This window comes from Luteimicrobium sp. NPDC057192 (assembly GCF_042670205.1).
Classification (GTDB): domain Bacteria; phylum Actinomycetota; class Actinomycetes; order Actinomycetales; family Cellulomonadaceae; genus Luteimicrobium.
Genome location: NZ_JBHUWD010000035.1, coordinates 1 through 19,587 on the forward strand (window position 1 = coordinate 1; position 19,587 = coordinate 19,587).

At 72.0% G+C, this 19,587-nt stretch carries 19 protein-coding genes, 1 tRNA gene and 1 riboswitch; of the genes, 7 read left to right on the forward strand and 13 right to left on the reverse strand.

The annotated features are described in order from the left end of the window. Positions 1-225: 225 nt before the first annotated feature. The 3 genes from ACFT5B_RS15495 to ACFT5B_RS15505 all read right to left on the reverse strand — a co-directional run bounded on the left by ACFT5B_RS15495 (position 226) and on the right by ACFT5B_RS15505 (position 3,924). Complete coding sequence (locus ACFT5B_RS15495; protein WP_386799807.1) at positions 226-2,019, reverse strand: ATP-dependent helicase; 1,794 nt, start codon at positions 2,017-2,019, stop codon at positions 226-228. Next, on the reverse strand, positions 2,016-3,779 hold the full coding sequence (locus tag ACFT5B_RS15500; RefSeq protein WP_386799809.1) for an ATP-dependent endonuclease: 1,764 nt from the start codon (positions 3,777-3,779) through the stop codon (positions 2,016-2,018). Before ACFT5B_RS15500 ends, ACFT5B_RS15495 begins: the two co-directional genes overlap by 4 nt. Positions 3,780-3,851: 72 nt before the next feature. Further along, a tRNA-Arg gene (locus tag ACFT5B_RS15505) sits at positions 3,852-3,924 on the reverse strand. 244 nt (positions 3,925-4,168) lie between these two features. Here ACFT5B_RS15505 and ACFT5B_RS15510 point away from each other — a divergent pair. Beyond that, positions 4,169-4,375, forward strand: a complete 207-nt coding sequence (locus ACFT5B_RS15510; RefSeq protein ID WP_386799811.1) for a hypothetical protein — start codon at positions 4,169-4,171, stop codon at positions 4,373-4,375. A gap of 50 nt (positions 4,376-4,425) precedes the next feature. Here ACFT5B_RS15510 and ACFT5B_RS15515 read toward each other — a convergent pair whose 3' ends face one another. After that, complete coding sequence (locus ACFT5B_RS15515; protein ID WP_386799813.1) at positions 4,426-4,980, reverse strand: dihydrofolate reductase; 555 nt, start codon at positions 4,978-4,980, stop codon at positions 4,426-4,428. After that, positions 4,980-5,819, reverse strand: a complete 840-nt coding sequence (locus ACFT5B_RS15520; RefSeq protein ID WP_386799815.1) for a thymidylate synthase — start codon at positions 5,817-5,819, stop codon at positions 4,980-4,982. The genes ACFT5B_RS15515 and ACFT5B_RS15520 overlap by 1 nt, the downstream gene beginning before the upstream one ends. 84 nt (positions 5,820-5,903) lie before the next feature. On the opposite strand from ACFT5B_RS15520, the gene ACFT5B_RS15525 reads away from it, so the two are divergent. Genes ACFT5B_RS15525 through ACFT5B_RS15535 form a run of 3 tightly spaced genes read left to right on the forward strand, consistent with a single transcriptional unit; the run spans position 5,904 to position 7,770 of the window. Further along, positions 5,904-6,410, forward strand: coding sequence for an OsmC family protein (locus ACFT5B_RS15525; RefSeq protein ID WP_386799816.1), 507 nt, complete (start codon positions 5,904-5,906; stop codon positions 6,408-6,410). Between the two features lie 2 nt (positions 6,411-6,412). Next, on the forward strand, positions 6,413-7,252 hold the full coding sequence (locus ACFT5B_RS15530) for a hypothetical protein (RefSeq protein WP_386799818.1): 840 nt from the start codon (positions 6,413-6,415) through the stop codon (positions 7,250-7,252). Continuing rightward, a complete protein-coding gene (locus tag ACFT5B_RS15535) occupies positions 7,249-7,770 on the forward strand; it encodes a hypothetical protein (protein ID WP_386799820.1) in 522 nt (173 codons plus the stop codon). Before ACFT5B_RS15530 ends, ACFT5B_RS15535 begins: the two co-directional genes overlap by 4 nt. Here the strand turns inward: ACFT5B_RS15535 and ACFT5B_RS15540 are convergent. Further along, positions 7,757-8,227 (reverse strand): PadR family transcriptional regulator, encoded by a 471-nt coding sequence (locus ACFT5B_RS15540; RefSeq protein WP_386799822.1) that lies wholly within the window; start codon positions 8,225-8,227, stop codon positions 7,757-7,759. The genes ACFT5B_RS15535 and ACFT5B_RS15540 overlap by 14 nt on opposite strands. Positions 8,228-8,768: 541 nt before the next feature. Here ACFT5B_RS15540 and ddaH point away from each other — a divergent pair. Next, positions 8,769-9,635 (forward strand): dimethylargininase, encoded by an 867-nt coding sequence (gene ddaH, locus ACFT5B_RS15545; RefSeq protein ID WP_386799824.1) that lies wholly within the window; start codon positions 8,769-8,771, stop codon positions 9,633-9,635. After that, a complete protein-coding gene (rocD, locus tag ACFT5B_RS15550) occupies positions 9,632-10,840 on the forward strand; it encodes an ornithine--oxo-acid transaminase (protein WP_386799826.1) in 1,209 nt (402 codons plus the stop codon). Before ddaH ends, rocD begins: the two co-directional genes overlap by 4 nt. Positions 10,841-10,894: 54 nt before the next feature. Here the strand turns inward: rocD and ACFT5B_RS15555 are convergent, their stop codons facing one another. The 3 genes from ACFT5B_RS15555 to ACFT5B_RS15565 form a co-directional block, all read right to left on the reverse strand. Next, positions 10,895-11,860 carry a universal stress protein gene (locus ACFT5B_RS15555; protein WP_386799828.1) on the reverse strand — a complete coding sequence of 322 codons (966 nt, stop codon included), beginning with the start codon at positions 11,858-11,860 and terminating at the stop codon, positions 10,895-10,897. Between the two features lie 84 nt (positions 11,861-11,944). Beyond that, entirely contained in the window at positions 11,945-12,664 is a 720-nt protein-coding gene (locus ACFT5B_RS15560; protein WP_386799830.1) for a C40 family peptidase, read from the reverse strand. Positions 12,665-12,766: 102 nt separating this feature from the next. Beyond that, positions 12,767-12,959: riboswitch (cyclic di-AMP (ydaO/yuaA leader) on the reverse strand. A 137-nt stretch (positions 12,960-13,096) separates the two neighbouring features. Beyond that, entirely contained in the window at positions 13,097-13,804 is a 708-nt protein-coding gene (locus tag ACFT5B_RS15565) for a metal-dependent transcriptional regulator (protein ID WP_386799833.1), read from the reverse strand. Between the two features lie 96 nt (positions 13,805-13,900). On the opposite strand from ACFT5B_RS15565, the gene serC reads away from it, so the two are divergent. Next, on the forward strand, positions 13,901-15,034 hold the full coding sequence (gene serC, locus ACFT5B_RS15570; RefSeq protein ID WP_386799835.1) for a phosphoserine transaminase: 1,134 nt from the start codon (positions 13,901-13,903) through the stop codon (positions 15,032-15,034). Between the two features lie 10 nt (positions 15,035-15,044). On the opposite strand, the gene ACFT5B_RS15575 is transcribed toward serC, so the two are convergent. The 4 genes from ACFT5B_RS15575 to manA all read right to left on the reverse strand — a co-directional run bounded on the left by ACFT5B_RS15575 (position 15,045) and on the right by manA (position 19,580). Continuing rightward, on the reverse strand, positions 15,045-16,190 hold the full coding sequence (locus tag ACFT5B_RS15575; protein WP_386799837.1) for an epoxide hydrolase family protein: 1,146 nt from the start codon (positions 16,188-16,190) through the stop codon (positions 15,045-15,047). A 49-nt stretch (positions 16,191-16,239) separates the two neighbouring features. Next, positions 16,240-17,601, reverse strand: a complete 1,362-nt coding sequence (locus ACFT5B_RS15580) for an MFS transporter (protein WP_386799839.1) — start codon at positions 17,599-17,601, stop codon at positions 16,240-16,242. Further along, positions 17,598-18,068 carry a MarR family winged helix-turn-helix transcriptional regulator gene (locus ACFT5B_RS15585; RefSeq protein WP_386799841.1) on the reverse strand — a complete coding sequence of 157 codons (471 nt, stop codon included), beginning with the start codon at positions 18,066-18,068 and terminating at the stop codon, positions 17,598-17,600. Before ACFT5B_RS15585 ends, ACFT5B_RS15580 begins: the two co-directional genes overlap by 4 nt. A 294-nt stretch (positions 18,069-18,362) precedes the next feature. Continuing rightward, on the reverse strand, positions 18,363-19,580 hold the full coding sequence (gene manA, locus ACFT5B_RS15590; RefSeq protein WP_386799843.1) for a mannose-6-phosphate isomerase, class I: 1,218 nt from the start codon (positions 19,578-19,580) through the stop codon (positions 18,363-18,365). Between the last annotated feature and the right edge of the window lie 7 nt (positions 19,581-19,587).

Below are 19,587 nucleotides of genomic sequence, written 5' to 3' on the forward strand. Positions count from 1 at the left end.
AGAACGAGGCGCCGGGCCTCGATCTCGGCGGAAACCCTCGTCCTCGGCGTCTTTCGTGGTGCGCCTGGGCAGATTCGAACTGCAGACACCCGACTCAGAGCAAGCGGTGATGGGTACGTACGTTTCGATCCAACGACTGCTCGCGATCGGCTGTGTGTGTGCGGGCGGACCCACGCCCCATCGTCAACTGCCTTGCGAGGCTGGAAGGCAAGCATCGCCACCAGCTCAATCGAAGATATCGACCATGTTCGACACTCCGCTATCAGACAGGATCCTCAGAAAGGGAGAAGGCTCAGTCGATCGAGGCCCGTACCTAGTCTCCCTTTGCCGCGGATACGTCAATAGCATCGTCCGAGACGCACGCGAAACGGCCACGTAGAAGGCGCGCAACTCGGCCTTGAGTTCTTCCTCGGTCCGAGCACGAAAGTCAGGCAACTGTCCATTAGTGAGTCCGATAACCGCTACGGCCTTGAACTCCTGTCCTTGCGCCTTATGAATGGTCAAGAGTCGCACACCGGGCCGGCCTTGGTCGCCGCGCTGGCGCCGACTTAGGAACTGACGAAATCCCGCGAACGTCCGCCCTCCAACGTTCGACTCATCCGCGAATGCATCCCACGCGTCTTGCAGCAGCCCGATGTCGTCGGGCCACCCGACGTCTTCTGATGGCAGGTCCTTGAGCATCTCAAGGAACTCTTCGGGCCCCTGGGCTTCGGCAAGCGGGGCGAGTGGCCGAACCTCGCCGACGGCCGCGCCAGCAAGCAGCTGAGCGGCAGAAAAGTCGGCGGGCCACTCGACACCGGCGAGTGCGGCTAACTGACGGCGTGCCGACCTGTGAGTTGCCGCGGCCATGCAGCCAAGCAGCGCAACTGCCGCTCGAGCACGGATTGTCGTAAGCCAGTCGTCCTCCGTGCCTGCCTCCGCTACCTCGACGTTCGCGTCGAGCAATGCCCGCCGCGCCGCCCGGAGGCCGGAGGTCGTGCGGCAGAGCACCGCGACCTCCTCGGCTTGCACCCTTTCCGCGCTCGGCACGACCGGTGGCTCCAGACCATCCGTCAGTAGACCTTGCACCCAACGCAGCACGATCGCGGCTTCGCTGCGCTCATCGTCCGCGGCGCATATTAGGACCTGGCCCTGAGCCGCATACGAGGTGGTGCCCACCGACGAACTGCCTAAGGCGGCCGCCACGGCGGTCGAGACCTCGGCCACCGCCGTCGAACTGCGATGGTTGACGGTTAGTTCGTGTCGCTCTGCGGTGTAGTCATTAGCGAAGCGGGCCACGAGCCGGTGGTCGGCACCAGCGAAGCCAACAATTGACTGTCGGTCGTCCCCGACCATTGTGGCGCGCACACCTGGGTGATCCGCAGGCCCTAGCACTGCCGCTATGACACGGTACTGCGCTGGCGTGAGATTTTGCGCTTCGTCGACTACGACTTCGTCATACGCACGCCGGACCAGGCGACCTACGGCTGGCATCTCGAGCAACTCTGCCGCAGCATCTAACATGGCTGGGTAATCGAGAGCCCCACGCGCAACAAGGCAATCGCGCCACTCCTGCAGGAAAGGCGCCGACTCGTCGCACTTTGCTCGCGCGAGGTCTAACTCGTCAAATATCCGACGTGGGTCGTCGACCGAGCGCCCCTGCTCGCGCAGCCACTCCTCCAGCATCTCGACCCGGTCAGCTTGCTGCGTCAGCACTTCGGGCTCCAGCGGCAGACCAATTCGCGTCCCGAACTGACGGACAATTGCCAAGGAAAATCCATGGACAGTGTCGGCATCAACCCGGCGGTGTAGACGGCCCAGTCGGTCGCGGACGCGGGCACGCAGCTCGTCGGCTGCCTTTACTGTGAACGACACGGCCAAGACTCGACCGTCGCCTTCCGGATCTGCCGCTAACAGCCGTTCGACCCGGCGGGCAACAACCTCGGTCTTCCCGCTGCCAGCACCTGCGACCACGACGAGCGCCCCAGCGTCGCTGTCAACCACTCGCTGCTGTTCGGGAGTGAGGACAAGGTCACTCACGAGGCCTCCTTGGGCAAAGGCAGGACCTCTGCCAGTCTCCTGACCAATTGCCTGACCGGTTCCGGCCATATGGGGGAACCATCGGCACGAACGGCATCCCAGTCTCCGAGCGCCACGAGTTCCTGCGCAAGGAAGCGACCCATGACGCCCTTGTGTCGTTTCATGCAGTTAAGCGTCGACTCGTTAGGTTTGCGGACGACCGCCTCGCAAGCCCGGTTGCACAGTTCCGGGTCGTGGTCGAGCAACATCTGCTCAGTAGCTGCCCCGCCCGCAGCAGTGTCAGACACCCACACCACGTCGGGCGCGTCGAGACCGAGCCGCTCGACTCCACGACGACCAGGCTCGTCGGAGTCGGCGAAAACCACCACCGGCAGGTTGGCCAGCCGCGCGAACTTCACAACTGCGGTTGCGAGCTCGCTCTCCAAAGAGCCCGTGTCGACGACGCAAACCCCATGCACCCGCGAACCTAAGGCGTGCCGCAGCAGAGGCGGGAGCAGCGCGCGTTCCGTGGCGCCGTCACCAAGCACGATTGCCGAGGCGAACAGGAGTTCGCCGAACGGGCGTTCGACCAGCCGCTTGAGCTTCTCAAGTTCCGCCGCATGCATCCTCGGTCGACGCGCCCGAATCCGGTCCTGTTCATCGCCTGGGCCCAGGTCCACCACCTCCAGGGCGCCTCCGGCCGCAGGTCGGAGCAGCCGCACTGCGGCAGGATCGACCTCGGTTACGAGGTGCGAAGAATGCGTTGTCACAACTACCTGACCACTCATCGCGGTCAGCAGATGAGCAAGCTCGAACTGAGCTTGTGGGTGCAGATGGGTCTCCGGCTCCTCGACGAGGCTGAGCGGATGAGGGCGTAGAGCGGGACCATCGCGGCCTACACGCCTGTCGTACAGAACGGATTGGACCTGCAGCGAAGCGAGACTGCGGACGCCGGCCCCGTGGAAGCGGATCGGAAGCGAACCCGATCCAGCGTCGAGGTTGATAGCGACGGATCGGCTCAGTTCCTCCAGCCGGAGCGGCAGCGGCTCGAGTCGAGGCGTGCCAATTCCACCTACGGCGTCGTCCATCGCGCGCAGGGCCTCGGTGACCGCCCCTAGCGCCGCGCTGGAAGAGAGAATCTGCGCGCCTACGTCGCTCAGCCGTTCCTCAATGGCGACGCGGGTGCTGGGGTCGACTTCGAGGTCGTCAAGAACCCGACGGACAGCGCTGCCCCTGCGACGCAGCTCGTCGTCGAGATCGCGTCGCGGCTGCACCAGATCAGCGACGACAACTCCGCGCTGCACAGCAGTGAGGGTTTCTGCCCGCTCGGGAGCCTCCCAACGGCTCGTCCGTTCGTCGAAGACTAATCGGACGGTGCGGGACCGGACACCGAACCCTTCCCGTGAGGGTTCAAGCACGGTACGGAACGCAAACCGCTCGCGAACGGGTTCTTCAGACACGATGGCTACGCCGGGAGTCAGCCGGCGGCCGACACGATCATCAAACTCCTCGCCACCATCCGGCGCGAGCACAAGATCGATTGTCGCCGGGCCGTCGACCCCGACTGTCAGGTCGTCGCGCTCAGCCGGCACCGCGCCCAAGGCGACGGCCAAGGCTCGGAGCAGACGGGACTTGCCGGCGTTGTTCCGCCCGACGAGGAGCGTCAGCTTAGGAGCGAGGCCAACAGCGCACTCCGAGATTCCCCTAAAGTTGCGTACCTCAATGCGCTCGACAAAGACACTGGCAACCTCGGTGCGCTGCCCCTCATCCGTAGCCGTCATACGCGGATGGTAGTCAACAACTCGCCGCCTAGCGTTCCTCGGAGACGATCTCGACGGACCGGTCTCGCTCAGTGCGCCTGGGCAGATTCGAACTGCCGACACCCGCTTTAGGAGAGCGGTGCTCTATCCCCTGAGCTACAGGCGCGCGGGCCGCTCGAGGAGCGGTCCGGGGACGCGCGTCAGCCTACCGGGAGGGCCCCGGGACGCGCGAACGGCGACGGTTCGCCCGAATCGTTACGACCTCGGAAGGAGCGGCCGCGTTTTTCACCCGCTCCCCGCACGCCTCCGCCCTGCGGAGCCCTCCCAGGCACGGAACAGTGGCAGCCGGAGCGGTGGAACACGAGCCGTCGCGCCATGTTCACGTTCGCACCACCCAGGGGCAGTACCCGATGACGACGTTCGACTTCACTCCCGACGGCAACGCTGTCACCTCGATCGCACCGCCGCGCACGGTCCCGGACCGCGCGACGCGCACCGCGAGCACCTCGCGCGCCCGACGGCGCCTGTTCCGCGGGCACAGCCTCTGGCTCCAGGCCGTGGTGTTCACCGTCGCGCTGGCTGCGGGCCTCTTCACGGGCTACCTCATCAACCGCTGACCGGCGCGCCCTCTCGGCGCGGCCAGGCCGCCCCGGCCGGACGATCGCGCCTAGGCGCGGTCGTAGCTGACGAACCGGTACCGCACACCGGTCCGCGAGGTCTCCCACGCGCCGACGTCGGCGCGCCAGGCCGACGCGTCGACCGGCGGCGCCCAGGCGTCACCCTCGACCTCCAGGTCGAGCTCGGTGACCGCGAGCCTGTCCGCGAGACCGATCGTCGCGGCGTAGACCTGCGCTCCCCCGATGACCCACGTCTCCTCGGCGCCGGGCGCCTCGGCGGCCAGGCGGAGCGCCTCCTCGACCGTCGGCGCGACCCTGACGGTCGCCCCGCCCGCGGCGAGGTCCCCGCCCGCCGGTGTGCCGTCGTCGGGCACGGGAGCCCAGCCGGGCTGCCTGCTCACGACGACGTTCGTCCGGCCGGGCAGCGGACGGAACCGTGCGGGGAGCGAGTCCCAGGTGAGGCGGCCCATCACGACCGGGTGCCCGAGCGTGAGGGCCTTGAAGCGGGCGGCGTCCTCGGGGACGCGCCACGGGAGCGCGTTGCCCGCGCCGATCACGGGCCGGCCCGCGGCGTCGCGCGCCTGCGCCCAGACGAGCGCGAGCACTAGACGGCCACCGGCGCCTTGATCGTCGGGTGGTGGACGTACCCGAGCACCTCGAGGTCCTCGTACGCGTAGTCGAAGATCGAGTCACGCGGGGCGACGCGGAGCGTCGGGTACGGGTAGGGGTCGCGCGCGAGCTGCGTCGTCACCTGCTCGACGTGGTTGTCGTAGACGTGGCAGTCCCCGCCCGTCCAGACGAAGTCCCCGACCTCGAGACCCGTCTGCGCGGCCACGAGGTGCGTCAGCAGCGCGTACGACGCGATGTTGAACGGCACGCCGAGGAACAGGTCGGCGGACCGCTGGTAGAGCTGGCACGAGAGCTTGCCGTCGGCCACGTAGAACTGGAAGAACGCGTGGCAGGGCGGCAGCGCCATGTCGGACAGCTCGGCGACGTTCCACGCCGAGACGATGAGGCGGCGCGAGTCGGGGTTGGTGCGGATCTGGTCGATCACGCCCGCGATCTGGTCGATGTGCCGCCCGTCGGGCGTGGGCCACGACCGCCACTGGACGCCGTAGACGGGGCCGAGCTCGCCGTCCGCGTCGGCCCACTCGTCCCAGATGCTCACGCCGTGCTCCCGCAGCCAGCGCACGTTCGACTCGCCGCGCAGGAACCACAGCAGCTCGTACGCGACCGACTTGAAGTGGACGCGCTTGGTCGTGACCAGCGGGAACCCCTGCGACAGGTCGTACCGCAGCTGCGCCCCGAAGACGCTGCGCGTCCCCGTGCCGGTGCGGTCGTCCTTGTGCGTGCCCTCCGCGAGGACGCGCGCGAGCAGGTCCTCGTAGGGGGTGGGGACGGTGCCGCGCGGGGGCGTGGTCGGAATCGCTGCGTCGTCGGCCATGTTGGTCATCGTAGGCGGGCGGGACCGACAGACGTGCGGCCCACGCCCGGCGCGTAGCCGACCGACCGATGGGATGATGCGCCAATGAGCACCGACACCACGACCCCCGCCACCGAGCACGACGCGATCCCGGCGTCGAGCCCCTCGGCCACCGACCCGCTGTGGGTCGAGCGCACCGGGTCCCGCACGTACCGGGGCTTCTCCGGCCGGGGCGCGACCGTGGAGATGGGCCCCGCGAGCGCGGGCGCGGTCTTCACGCCCGGCGAGCTCCTCAAGGTCGCGCTCGCGGGCTGCGCGGGGATGTCGAGCGACGTCCCGCTCGCGCGTCGCCTCGGTGACGACTACAAGGTCACCATCCGCATCGAGGGCGCGAAGAACCTCGAGGAGGACCGCTACCCCGAGCTCACCGAGGTCATCGAGCTCGACCTCTCCGCGCTCGACGACGCCACGCGCGACCGTGTGCTCGCGGTCGCCGAGCGGTCCATCGAGCAGACCTGCACCGTCGGCCGCACGCTCGAGGCGGGCGTCGTCGTGAAGCGCGAGTTCGTCGAGCCGGCGTCGGCGGTCGACGCCGGCGAGGCGACGGCCTGACCATGAACGGCGAGGTGCTGCCGGGCGTCCCGGCGCCGGCCCCCGTCGCGACGCCGACGTCGCGGGAGGTCGCGCGCGCGACCCCGGTGCTCGACGCGATCCTCGACCGGGCGGTCTCCATCCCCGCGCCGACGATCCGCCGGCACGTCGACGCGCTGCGCCGGCGCAACCCGGAAGCCACGCCTGCGCAGCTCGTCCGGATCCTGGAGAAGGAGTACACGACCGTGCTCGCCGCCGCGGGCGGCGCGGTCGGGGTCGCCGCGGCGGTCCCCGCGGTCGGCACGGGAGCCGGGCTCGTGCTGAGCTCGAGCGACGTCGCGACGTTCTTCGCGAGCTCCGCGGCGTTCGCGCTCGCGGTCGCGGAGGTGCACGGCATCGAGGTCGTGGACGCCGAGCGGCGTCGGGCCCTGCTCCTCGCGTCGGTGCTCGGGGCCAAGGGCGCGGCGACCGTCGAGAAGGCGGCCGCCGGGTCGGGGCTCGCCTGGGGGCAGACGCTCCTCACCGCGATGCCGGCGTCGACGCTCGTGCAGGTCAACCGGGCCCTCGCCAACAAGTTCCTCCGCACGCAGCTCGCCAAGCACCTCGGGCTCACGCTCGGACGCGTCGTGCCGTTCGGCATCGGCGCCGTCGTGGGCGTCGCGGGCGGACGCTCGCTCGCCCGCACGGTCGTCGGGCAGTCGCGCACGGCCTACGGCGAACCGCCGGCCGCATGGCCTCTCGTCCTGCGGGTCGTCGAGCCCGCCGCCGACGACGCCCCGCCGCTCCTCGAGCACCGCGCTCCCCCGCGGCAGCACGGCCCGGTCCGGCCCCGGTGGCTCGGCGGGCGACGACAGGACCGATGACCGTCCGGCTCGTCCACGACGTGGCGCTGGCGGCGCCCGAGGCGTTCGCCCTGGTCGCCGACCCGCGCACGCACGGCTCGTGGGTCCCGCTCACCCGCTTCGAGCCGGGCGCCCTCGCCGACGACGCCGCGGCCGGAGAGCCCTGGGCCCCCGGACCGGGCGCGACGTTCACCGTCGTGAGCGGGCCCGGTGCCCGGCGCGGCGTGCCCGGCTTCGTCGACCGCATGCGGATCACCTCGTGGACCCCACCGTCGTCCGTTCCCGGAGACGCGGACCGGCCCGGGCTCGCGGAGTTCCGCAAGCTCGGGCCGGTGCTGCTCGGGACCGCCGGGTTCCGGGTGGAAGCCCTGTCGGCGTCGTCGAGCCGGGTGCTGTGGTGGGAGGACGTGCACGTCACCGACGTCCTGCCACGGCGGCTGACCGCCCCCGTGGCCGACGGGGTGCTGCACCTGATGATCCGCGGCGGCTGGCGCAGCCTGGACCGGGTAGCGTCCCGCGGAGGCGTCAGCCCTCGCTGACGTCGTCCTGGGTGCCGTCGGACGGGGTCGGCACCTCGCCCGCGAGGATCAGGTAGACCTCGCGCCGGGCGCGGGCCAGGACGTCGACGGTCGCCGCGACCTGGGCCGCGTCGCCGGTGCGTGCCACCTGGGCGATGGCCTGCGCCAGCGCGCCACCCGCCTCACGGAGCTCGAAGCCCGCCTTGCGGGGGCCGGACGACGCCTCGGCGAAAGGCTCGCCGAGCTCGTCGGCGTGCTCCGTCACGTAGGCGCGGCCGGCGTCGGTGAGGCTCGCGAGACGGCGGCCGCCGCCCTCGTTGAGCTCCACCAGGCCCTCGTCCTGCAGCAGGTTGAGCGCCGGGTAGATCGCGCCGGGGCTCGGGCGCCAGACGCCGCCGGACTTCTCGCCGATCCGCTGGATCAGCTGGTAGCCGTGCATGGGCTCCTCGGCGAGGAGCAGGAGGACGGCGGCACGCACGTCGCCGCGACCGGCGCGACGACCGCGTCCGCGGCCGCGGTGCCCACCGGGGCCACCGAAGCCGGGCCCGCCGGGGCCGAAGCCCCCCGGACCGAAGCCGGGGCCGAAGCCGCCGGGACCGAACGCGTCGTGATGGCCGCGGTGGCCGCGACCCGAAGGACGGCCCTGGCGACGGCGAGCATCGCGGGGACCGGAAGGGTTTTCAGGGTTTTGGAAGGGGTATGCGGATCGCATGGGGACCTCCTCGAGGTCAGGTCGATGTGGTCGTGAGGTCGACGGTGGGCCGCACCTGCCGGGTGCTGCGGGCGTCCGGACGCGGGCCGCGCGGGGCGGGCGGTTCGTCGTCGACAGTCGTTAACGATATATCGCTGATGCATCGCTGTCAACGCCTCGCCTCGTGGTCCCCGGCGAGCCAGACCTCACCCACGGCCCCACCCGTCCGCCGACCCGCCAGGTGACCTACGCCGTCGTACGCTGACCGGACAAGGCCCGGGCGGCGCACCACCCCCGCGTCCGCAGGGCCCCGCCGAAGGAGGCCCCGATGCCGCACGCGACCCGTCGCAGCTATCTCATGTGCCGCCCGACGTACTTCACCGTGGAGTACGCGATCAACCCGTGGATGGACACGGGACGCCCCGTCGACACGGCCCGCGCGGTCGCGCAGTGGGAGCGTCTGCGTGACGTCTACCTCGACCTCGGCCACGAGGTGCAGCTCGTCGAGCCGCTGCCCGGACTCCCCGACATGGTCTACGCGGCGAACGGCGCGACCGTCGAGGACGGCGTCGCCTACTCGGCCCGGTTCACGTACGCCCAGCGCCGGCCGGAGGCGCCCGCCTACCTCAAGTGGCTCGCCGACCACGGCTTCGTGACCCACGAGGCCGCCCGCACCAACGAGGGCGAGGGCGACCTGCTCCGCGCGGGCGACGTCGTCCTCGCCGGTCACGGGTTCCGCACGGACCGCGCGGCGCACGACGAGGCCGCCCACCTCTGGGGCCGCGAGCTGGTCAGCCTCGAGCTCGTCGACCCGCGGTTCTACCACCTCGACACGGCGCTCACGGTGCTCCGGGGCAGCGACGGCGCGGCCGACGCCGTCGACGTCGTCTACTACCCGGCTGCCTTCTCCCCCGCGGCGCAGGACGTGCTGCGGACGAGATTCCCGGACGCGCTGCTCGCCACCGACGACGACGCCGCCGTCCTGGGCCTCAACGCCGTGTCCGACGGGGTGCACGTCGTGCACACGCCCGCAGCCGAGCGCCTGGCGGCCGCCCTGCGCGAGCGCGGGTACGAGACGATCGGCGTCGACACGTCCGAGCTCCTGCTCGGCGGCGGCGGCGCCAAGTGCTGCACGCTCGAGCTGCGCCCGGCGATGGTCGACGCGTCCGCGACCACCGAGGCGGTGGCCCGATGAGCCACCTCGCGCACAACTACGACCCGCTCCCGGTCGACCTCGCCCGCGCCGACGGCGCGTGGGCATGGGACGCGGGCGGCAAGCGCTACCTCGACCTGCTCGCCGGGTACTCGGCGCTCAACTTCGGCCACCGGCACCCGGCGCTCGTCGCCGCGGCGCACCGCCAGCTCGACACGCTCACGCTGACCTCCCGGGCGTTCGGGCACGTGCTCCTCGAGCCGTGGGCCGACCGGCTCGCCGCCCTCACCGGCACCTCGATGGTGCTGCCCATGAACACGGGCGCCGAAGCCGTCGAGACCGCGATCAAGACCGCGCGCAAGTGGGGCTACGACGTCAAGGGCGTCCCCGACGGGGAGGCGACGATCGTCGTCGGGGCGGGCAACTTCCACGGCCGCACCACCACCATCGTGTCGTTCTCCACCGACGACGACGCACGGCGCGGCTTCTCCCCGTACACCCCGGGCTTCCGCGTGGTTCCGTACGGGGACGCGGCCGCCGTCGAGGACGCGATCGACGACACAACCGTCGCGGTCCTGCTCGAGCCGATCCAGGGCGAGCAGGGCGTCGTCGTACCGCCCGAGGGATTCTGGCCGCGGGTCCGCGCGGCGTGCGACGCGAACGACGTCCTCCTCGTCGCCGACGAGATCCAGTCCGGTCTCGGCCGCACGGGCACGACGCTCGCCCTCGACCTCTGGGGCGTGCGCGCCGACCTCACGACGCTCGGCAAGGCCCTCGGGGGCGGCGTCGTGCCCATCTCGGCCGTCGTCGGGCGGGCGGACGTGCTCGGCGTCCTCACCCCCGGGACGCACGGCTCGACGTTCGGCGGGAACCCGCTCGCGTGCGCCGTGTCTCTCGCCGTCCTCGACCTGCTCGAGACCGGCGAGTACCAGGAGCGCGCCAAGACGCTCGGCGAGGTCCTGCACGACGCGCTCGGCGAGCTCGTCGCGGACGGCCTGCTCGCTGCGAGCCGCGGCGTGGGCCTCTGGGCGGGCCTCGACGTGCCGGTCGGTGCGATGCCCGACGACGCCGGAGCAGGTGATGCGGCACCCGGCCGCGTGCTGTGCGAGGCGCTGCTGGCCCGGGGCGTGCTCGCGAAGGAGGCGCACGGCCGCACCGTCCGGCTCGCACCGCCCCTCGTCGTCGAGGAGGACGACCTGCGCTGGGGCCTCACGCAGCTCCGCGCCGCGCTCACCCCGCCGAGGTAGGCCCCGGGGAGGGGCACGTCGCGAAGGAGCCCGCCGCCGCGGGTCACGGGGACGTCAGGAGGCGTCGAGCTCCGCGGTCCGGTCCTCCGCCTCGGACTCCGCGCACCGCTTCGTCACGACCATGACCGGGCACTGCGCGTGGTGAAGCACGGCCTGGCTCGTGGAGCCGAGGAGCATCCCGGAGAACCCGCCTCGCCCTCGGGACCCGACGACGATGAGGTCGGCGGCCTGCGAGAACTCGACGAGCAGCTCGGCGCCGGTGCCGTCGAGGACGATCCGCCGGACCTCGAGCCCGGGACGGTCCTCGACGAGCCGCTCGACGATGCGGTCGAGATTGGCGCCCGCGTCGGCGAGGACCTGCTCGTGGTCCACGGACGCCGGGAGCCACGCCAGCACCCCGGCACCCGACGCGATGGGGACGCCGGCCACGGCGACGAGCTCGCAGTCCCACAGCTGGGCGAGGTCGGCCGCGTGCCGGAGCGCGGCCTCGGAGGTCGGCGAGCCGTCGACGCCGGCGATGATCCGCGCGGGGTGGCGCACGGCGGGGAGCTGGTCGGCCGACTCGGGGGTGCGTTCGCCGTCGGGGGTGCGGAGCGGGACGACGACCGTCGCGCACCGGGAGTGCGCCGGGAGCGCGGACGACACCGTGCCGAGGAGCCGGCCGGCGAACCCGCCTCGGCCGCGTGTCCCGACGACCGCGAGCACGTGCTCCTCGCTGAGGTCGACGAGGACGCCCGTGGCGTCACCCGCGGCGAGCGACGCGCTCACCGGGACGCCGTGGGGCTTGACGCGGGCCACGGCCTCGTCGAGGACTGCCTTGGCGCCCGCCTGGACGGCGTCGTCGTCGATCGGCACGTAGCCGCCGTCGAGCGACGCGGACGTGAGGGTCGGGAGGTAGTACGAGCACACGACGTGCAGGCTCAGCCCGGCGTCGGCGGCGTACATCGTCGCCCAGTCGAGGGCGTGCAGGCTCGGCGCCGAGCCGTCGACGCCGACCAGAACGCTCTTTGCTCGCGTCATACCCATAGCCTACCGAGTGTGGGGGTAATAGACGAGCGCCCCGGCTGCCGTGGGGCAGCCGGGGCGCTCGGTACGTTTCGCGCGTCAGCCGACGCGGATGAACGTGGGGTTCGTCTGCCACATGGCGCGGAACTGGATCGTCTTGCCCGGACGCGGGGCGTCGATGATCGTGTTGCCGCCCGCGTAGATCGCGACGTGGCCCGGGGTCCAGATGAGGTCGCCCGGCTTGGCCTCGGCGCGCGAGATGATCGTGCCCGCGTAGTGCTGGGCCGACGACGTGCGCGGGAGCGAGATGCCGATCTGCGCGTACACGTAGGAGGTGAAGCCCGAGCAGTCGAAGCCCGACGGCGTCGTGCCGCCGTAGACGTACGGGACGCCCACGTAGCGGCTGGCGATCGCGATGATCTTGGAGCCGTTGGCCGAGGACGGGATCGAGGCGCTGGAGCTCGAGCTGGACGACGAGGTGCTCGTGTCCGAGGAGCTGCTGGAGTCGTCCGTCGACGTGAGGGCCGTGCGGACCTCGGAGCGGCTCGCGGCCTGGACGGTGCGGTGGACGACGGGCTCGGGGGCCGGCGTGACCTTCACCGACGCGGCGTCGGCGGTCCACTTGACGTGCTTCGTGACCGTGACCGTCTTGGACGTCTGCAGCTCGGCCTTCGCGGCCGCGGTGAGAGCGTCGAGGTCGACGGTGCTGAGCTTGCCCGAGTTGTCGGTGTGCGTCGTGGCCGCCTGCGCGGCGGGCCCGCCGAGCATCGAGACCAGGAGGCCTGACGACGCGGCGACGACGGCGGTGCGGCGACCCACGGTGGAGAGGCTGCCGGTCGCGGCGCTCGCCAGGGTTGCCAAGGGGGTTACAGGGCGACGCGCCGCACGGTGGCGGGCGCGAGCGGTACTGGTGCTCACTCGGTGGTCTCCTTTGACGCCTACGAGGTCAGCTGTCGGGTTCGGGTGGGAGAAGCACCCGGCCTCCGGCACCTTGCGGTACCTCGGGCTTCACCCCAAGGAAGTCGTTTCCGACTCCCGATCGTGGGTCCCCCGTCCCTGTCATCCACGTTCGCTGGGACCCCCACGGAGCGACAGGGCTCGGCGCTCTCCGTGAGGGCTCCGACGACGGTTGCCGCCGGAACTGCCCCTGAACGTACACGACCCCGCGGCGAATGTCACGCCCCGGTCACGACGTAAGTGAGGGGCTCGTCCGAACTGGTACGGAGGTCCCAGCGCGGGGCTTGCGACGGGTCAGCCGGCGGCGACGAAGACGTGTCGCGAGACCTCGTCCGCGAGGGCCAGCGGCTTCTCCGCGTCACCACCCCGGACCGACAGCATCCCGCCGTCCCACTGCGCCTCGACGCGCGCGCCGGGGACGATCCCGGCCTCGGCCAGGCGCGCGAGGAGCTCGACGTCGGGCTGCAGGGGCTCGCCCAGCCGCCGCACGTCGGCGTGGACCGTCTCGGCGGTCCCCTGTGCCGGGCGGGCGACGTCGAGCAGCGGGACGACGCCCTCGAGGAAGTCCTCGTGCGTCGGCTCCTCGCCCAGCTCGGACAGGCCCGGGATCGGGTTCCCGTACGGCGAGAAGTGCGGGTGACCCAGGAGCTCGGCGAGGCGCTTCTCGACGCGGTCGCTCATGACGTGCTCCCAGCGGCACGCCTCCTCGTGGACGTACTCCCAGTCGAGGCCGACGACGTCCGTCAGCAGGCGCTCCGCGAGGCGGTGCTTGCGCATGACCCGCATGGCCTTGGTGTAGCCCTGCTCGGTGAGCTCGAGGTGGCGGTCACCGGTCACGACCACGAGGTCGTCGCGCTCCATCCGGGCGACGGTCTGGGAGACGGTCGGGCCCGAGTGCCCCAGCCGCTCCGCGATCCGGGCACGCAGCGGGACGATCCCCTCCTCGACGAGCTCGTAGATCGTCTTGAGGTACATCTCGGTGGTGTCGATGAGATCGCTCACTGCTGCTCCCTGAAGCGTCGGTGGGCCCCAGTCTAGGGCGGCCCACCCACCGGAATCCGGTACGGGCCGACGGGGCCGCTCCCCTACCCTGGACGCGTGGCCACGACCCCCGCTGACATCCGCATCCCCACCGACCTGCTGCCTGCGGACGGCCGCTTCGGTGCCGGACCGAGCAAGGTGCGCGACGCGCAGGTGAGCGCGCTCGCCGCGGCGGCCCGGACGCCGCTCGGGACGTCGCACCGACAGGAGCCGGTGCGCTCGCTCGTCCGCCGGGTCCGCACAGGCCTCGCGGACCTGTTCTCGCTGCCTGACGGCTACGAGGTCGCGCTCGGCAACGGCGGGTCGACGGCGTTCTGGGACGTGGCGACGTTCTGCCTCGTCCGGTCGAGGGCGCAGCACGCGGCGTTCGGGGAGTTCGGGGCCAAGTTCGCGACGGCGACGTCGCGCGCTCCGTTCCTCGAGACGTCGACCGTCGTCGAGGCACCCGCGGGCACGGTCGCGCACTGCCGCCCCGAGGACGGGGTCGACGTCTACGCGTTCCCGCACAACGAGACGTCGACGGGCGCGGTGAGCCCCGTCGAGCGCGTCGCCGGGTCGCAAGCGGCCGGGGCCCTCACCGTCGTCGACGGGACGTCGGCCGCGGGCGGTCTCGGCGTGGACGTCGCCCAGACCGACGCGTACTACTTCGCGCCGCAGAAGTCGTTCGGCTCGGACGGCGGCCTGTGGCTCGCCCTGCTGTCGCCCGACGCCGTCGAGCGGGCCGCGCAGCTCGAGGCCGAGCGTTGGGTGCCCGAGTTCCTCTCGCTCACCACCGCGCTGACGAACTCGCGCCAGGACCAGACCCTCAACACCCCCGCGATCGCGACGCTCCTCCTCATGGCCGAGCAGATCGAGTGGATGCTCGAGCAGGGCGGCCTGGAGTGGACGACGGCGCGCACCGCGGCCTCGGCCGCCCACCTGTACGGCTGGGCCGAGTCGCGGCCGTGGGCGACGCCCTTCGTGACGGACCCCGCGGAGCGTTCGAACGTCGTCGGGACCGTCGACCTCGACGACGCCGTGCCCGCCGCCGACGTCCTCGCCGCCTTGCGCGCGAACGGCGTCGTCGACGCCTTCGCCTACCGCAAGCTCGGCCGCAACCAGCTCCGCGTCGCAATGTTCCCCGCGATCGAGCCCGACGACGTCGCGGCGCTGACCGCGTGCGTCGACTTCGTGGTCGAGCAGCTGGGCTGACGAAGGTTCGTCAGCGGCCGAGGACGGCGCGGAACGTCGCGCGGAGCTCGCGCACGTAGACCTGCGGCTGCTCCCACGCCGGGAAGTGACCGCCCCGCTCGGGCGTGCCCCAGTAGCGCAGGTCCGCGAAGCGGCGCTCGGCCCACCGCCGGGACGGGCGCGGGTTGTCCCGGAAGATCGCCGCGCCCACGGGGACCCGGACGACCTCGTCGGGCCGCGGCGGCGTCGTCATCCACCGCTCGACGGTCCGGATGCTCTCGGCGTAGAGCCGCGTCGACGAGGTCGCGGTGCCGGTGAGCCAGTAGAGCGTCACGTCGTCGAGCACCTGGTCGCGGCTGAGCACGGCGAACGGGTCGCCGTCGTGGTCCGACCACGCCGCGACCTTCTCGAAGATCCACGCGGCCAGCCCGGTCGGCGAGTCGGACAGCCCGTACCCGAGCGTCTGCGGGCGCGACGCGTGGACGGCCGAGTACGCCGACCCCTCGGCCCCGGCCTCGCGCGCAGCGAGGTCCGCCCGCTCCGCCTCCGTGAGGTGGGGCGACGTGAGGTCCGGGGCGACGAGCGGCGGCGTGAGGTGGAGCCCGACGACGTGCGCCCGGTCCTGCAGGCCGAGGAGCGTGCTGATGCTCGTCCCCCAGTCGCCGCCCGCGGCGCCGTACCGGTCGTAGCCGAGCCCGGCCATGAGCGTGGCCCACGCGCGCGCGATCCGTCCGATCCCCCAGCCCGGCACCCGCGGCCGGTCGCTGAACCCGTAGCCCGGGAGCGAGGGCACCACGACGTGGAAGGCGGGCGCGTCGTCGGGCGGCTGGGTGAGGGGCTCGACGACGTCGAGGAACTCGAGGAACGAGCCGGGCCAGCCGTGCGTGACGATGAGAGGCGTCGCGTCGGGGCGCGGCGAGCGGACGTGCACGAAGTGGACGTGGAGACCGTCGATCTCGGCCCGGTACTGCTCGAACCCGGCGAGCCGTCGCTCGAGCCGGCGCCAGCTGTAGCCGTCGGCCCAGTACCGCGCCAGGTCGTGCATCACGTCGAGCGGGACTCCTTGAGCCCCGCCGGCGACGGTCTCCGCGTCCGGCCAGCGCGTCGCGCGCACCCGGCGGCGGAGCTCGTCGAGCTCCGCGTCGGGCACGTGGACCTCGAACGGGACGACGCGCACGGTCCCACCATGGACCGGGACTCCGACGAGCACACACCGCGGGTAACGCTCAGGCGGCCGCGGACCGCGCCTGCGTGTCCTGCTCGTCGAGCTCCCGAGCGGCCTCCTCGCGCGCCGCGCGGGCGGCGGGCACGGGGACCGCCGCGCCGTCGTCGGCATCCAGGTAGCGCACCACGAGGTGAGGGCGGGTCGTGACCCGGTACCGGACCTGCACGTGCCAGTGGCGCAGGACCCAGATCCCCGCGCCCACGGACACGAGCAGCGCCGTCACCGAGCCGATACCGATCGACCAGCGCGCGCCGAACTGCTCGCCGATCCAGCCGACGATCGGCGACCCGATGGGCGTCGCGCCCTGGAAGACCATCATGTAGAGCGACATGACGCGCCCGCGCATCTCGGGCTCGGTCGACATCTGGATGGTCGCGTTCGCGGCCGTCATCATCGTCAGGCTCGCGAGCCCGACGGGGATGCAGAGCACCGCGAAGCTCGCGTACGTCGGCGCGAGCGCGAGCGCCGCCGTCGCGAGGCCGAAGCCGAACGCCGCACCGACGACGAGCCGCACGCGCGGCCGCTCGCGCCGGGCCGCGAGGAGGGCGCCCGCGAGCGACCCGATCGCGAGGATCGAGCCGAGGATGCCGTACTCCCCCGCGCCCTTGTCGAAGACGGTGCGGGCCATCGTCGCCGAGGTCAGCTGGAAGTTCAGCCCGAACATCGACACCACGCCGACGACGATCATGATCACGACGATGTCCGTGCGCCCCCGCACGTACCGGAAGCCCTCCCGGACCTGCCCCTTGCGCCGCTTGGCGACCGGCATGGGCCGCAGCTCACGGGTGCGCATCTGGGTGAGCGCGAAGATCGTCGCGGCGAACGAGACGCCGTTGATGATGAACACCCAGCCGGGACCGACCGCCGCGATGAGCAGGCCGCCGACGCCGGGACCGATCAGCCGCGCCGCGTTGAACGACGCGCTGTTGAGGCCGACGGCGTTCGACAGCTTGTCGGCGGGGACGAGCTGAGCGACGAACGTCTGGCGGACCGGGGCGTCGATCGTGGCGACGACGCCGAGCGCGAACGCGAACGCGTACACGTGCCACAGCTCGACCGTGCCCGTGAGCACGAGCGCGCCCAGGCCGAACGCGAGCAGGCCCTGCGACGCCTGCGTGAACGCCAGCAGCCGGCGACGGTCGAACCGGTCGGCGAGGAGGCCACCGAGCGGCGCGAAGAGCAGGAAGGGCAGGAACTGGAGCGCCGTCACGACACCGACGGCGAAGCTCGAGTTGTGCGAGAGGACCGTGAGGACCAGCCAGTCCTGGGCGACACGCTGCATCCACGTGCCCACGTTGGCGACGAGCGCGCCCGAGAACCACAGCCGGTAGTTGAAGTAGCGCAGCGAGGAGAAGGTGCTCACCGAGCGGCCACCTCCAGGAGGATCTCGGCGGCCTGGTGGAGCGTCTCGCGCTGTGCCGGCGTGAGCTCGTCGAGCTGGACCGCGAGCCAGGCGTCCCGGCGGCGGCGCGTCTCGACGATCTCCCGGTGCCCGTCGTCGGTGAGCTCGACGACGACCTGGCGGCCGTCGTCGGGGTTTCCGCTCTTGCGGACGAACCCGCGCTCGACCAGCGCGTTGACCGTGCGCGTCATCGACGGCGGCTTCACGCGCTCGTGGTCGGCGAGCGCGCCGGGCGTCATGCCACCGTGCTTGCAGAGGGTGGTGAGGACGGCGTGCTGGCCCTCGGTGATGTCGGCGGTCGCGCGCTGCTGCTTGAGGCGTCGGGTCACGCGAAAAAGAGCCACGCGCAGCTCGGCTGCGGGGCTCTCGGGGAGGGTCTGCGTCGACGCCGTCGCGGCGGTCGGGGCATGGGGTTCAGGTTCGGGCACGCTCTTTACCCTACGCTCATTACCCTTGCTAATCAAATCGTTCCGACGGTCAGACGTCTCTGTTCTCCGGCCCGAGGGGAGCTCAGCAAGGCTGCGTGGCCTGCCGGCTCGGCGACAGCACCACGCCGACCATGCGCCCAGCCCCCGCCCGACGCCGAAACGGGTGACCAACCGCATGCTCGGCGCGACGAGGGGGGCGCAACCGCATGCTCGCGCCGACCACCCGACCCGCGACCACCCGACCACAACGCGCCCGCCCGACGGCAGCCGCACGGCGACTGACGACAGGGCCGGTCAGGGCACGTACGCGACCGTGACCCGACCTTCCCCGCTGACGGTGAGCGCACCGGCGGCGTCGGGCACGAAGACGGACTCCCCGGCGGCGAGCGTGCACGACTCGAGACCGGCGCCGGTGCGCAGCCGCAGCACCCCGCCGAGCGCGAGCACGACGCGCGGTCCTTCGGCCGGGAGGGCGAGCTCGCCGTCGACGGGCAGCACGTCGCCGACGACGAGCCCGAACTCGCGGATGGGCACGCGGTAGGTGGTGAGCCCGCGGGCGAGGCGGGTCGTCACGGGACGGGGCGGTGGGGCGGGGACGAAGTCGGAGCACTCGAGGAGGGCGTCGACGTCGACGCGCTTGTGGGTGAGCCCGGCGCGCAGGACGTTGTCCGACGACGCCATGATCTCGACGCCGGCCCCGCGGACGTAGGCGTGGACCTGACCGGGAGCGAGGAAGACGGCTTCGCCGGGTTCGAGCGCGAAGACGTTGAGCAGGTAGGACGCGAGCACGCCGGGGTCGCCGGGGTACTGCTCGCCGAGGCGGAGCGCGACGGCGTCGGCGCGGGCCCGGAAGGCGGACCCGGCGCCGACGCGGGCGCGGACGGCGGCGAGGGTGCGGTCGAGGTCGCGGACGACGTCGTCGGCGGTGCGGGCGTGGACGGCGAGCTCGAACGCGCGGCGGACGGCGTCGGCGCTGCGGCCGTGCCCGAGGGCGGCGCGCATGCGGTCGACGAGCGCCCCGTCGAGGCCGTCGAGCAGCCCGAGCGTCTGCCGGGGGCGGCGGAAGCCGGCGAGCCCCTCGAACGGGGTGAGGGCGACGATCATCTCGGGCTTGTGCTGGTCGTCGCGGAAGGACCGCTCGGGGGCGCCGAGCGGCACCCCGGCGGCGTTCTCCCGGTTGAAGCCGGCGCGGGCGAGGTGCGGGCGCGGGTGGACCTGCAGGGAGAGGGCGCGCTCGGCGGCGAGCACCTTGAGCAGGTACGGCAGCCGCGGGCCGTACGTGTCCTGGACGCGACGGCCGAGGGTCGCGACGGGGTCCGCGCGGACGAGGTCGACGAGGCTGGTCGCGCTGCCGTCGTGCACGGTGCGTGACGGCGCCACGGGATGCGCGCCCAGCCACAGCTCGGCGGCTGGTGCGCCGTCGACGTCCTGGCCGAGGAGCTGCTGGATGACGTGGGTCGAGCCCCAGTCGTACGGCTGGACCGTGTTCTGGAGGGCGTAGAAGCTGTGCATCGTCGCG

Coding starts and splice junctions, on each gene's coding strand:
- ACFT5B_RS15555 (WP_386799828.1), bottom strand. CDS start 11,860: ATGACGCGAGCAAAGAGCGTTCTGGTCGGCGTCGACGGCTCGGCGCCG.
- ACFT5B_RS15520 (WP_386799815.1), bottom strand. CDS start 5,819: ATGGCCGACGACGCAGCGATTCCGACCACGCCCCCGCGCGGCACCGTC.
- ACFT5B_RS15530 (WP_386799818.1), top strand. CDS start 6,413: ATGAACGGCGAGGTGCTGCCGGGCGTCCCGGCGCCGGCCCCCGTCGCG.
- ddaH (WP_386799824.1), top strand. CDS start 8,769: ATGCCGCACGCGACCCGTCGCAGCTATCTCATGTGCCGCCCGACGTAC.
- ACFT5B_RS15525 (WP_386799816.1), top strand. CDS start 5,904: ATGAGCACCGACACCACGACCCCCGCCACCGAGCACGACGCGATCCCG.
- ACFT5B_RS15500 (WP_386799809.1), bottom strand. CDS start 3,779: ATGACGGCTACGGATGAGGGGCAGCGCACCGAGGTTGCCAGTGTCTTT.
- rocD (WP_386799826.1), top strand. CDS start 9,632: ATGAGCCACCTCGCGCACAACTACGACCCGCTCCCGGTCGACCTCGCC.
- manA (WP_386799843.1), bottom strand. CDS start 19,580: ATGCACAGCTTCTACGCCCTCCAGAACACGGTCCAGCCGTACGACTGG.
- ACFT5B_RS15510 (WP_386799811.1), top strand. CDS start 4,169: ATGACGACGTTCGACTTCACTCCCGACGGCAACGCTGTCACCTCGATC.
- ACFT5B_RS15535 (WP_386799820.1), top strand. CDS start 7,249: ATGACCGTCCGGCTCGTCCACGACGTGGCGCTGGCGGCGCCCGAGGCG.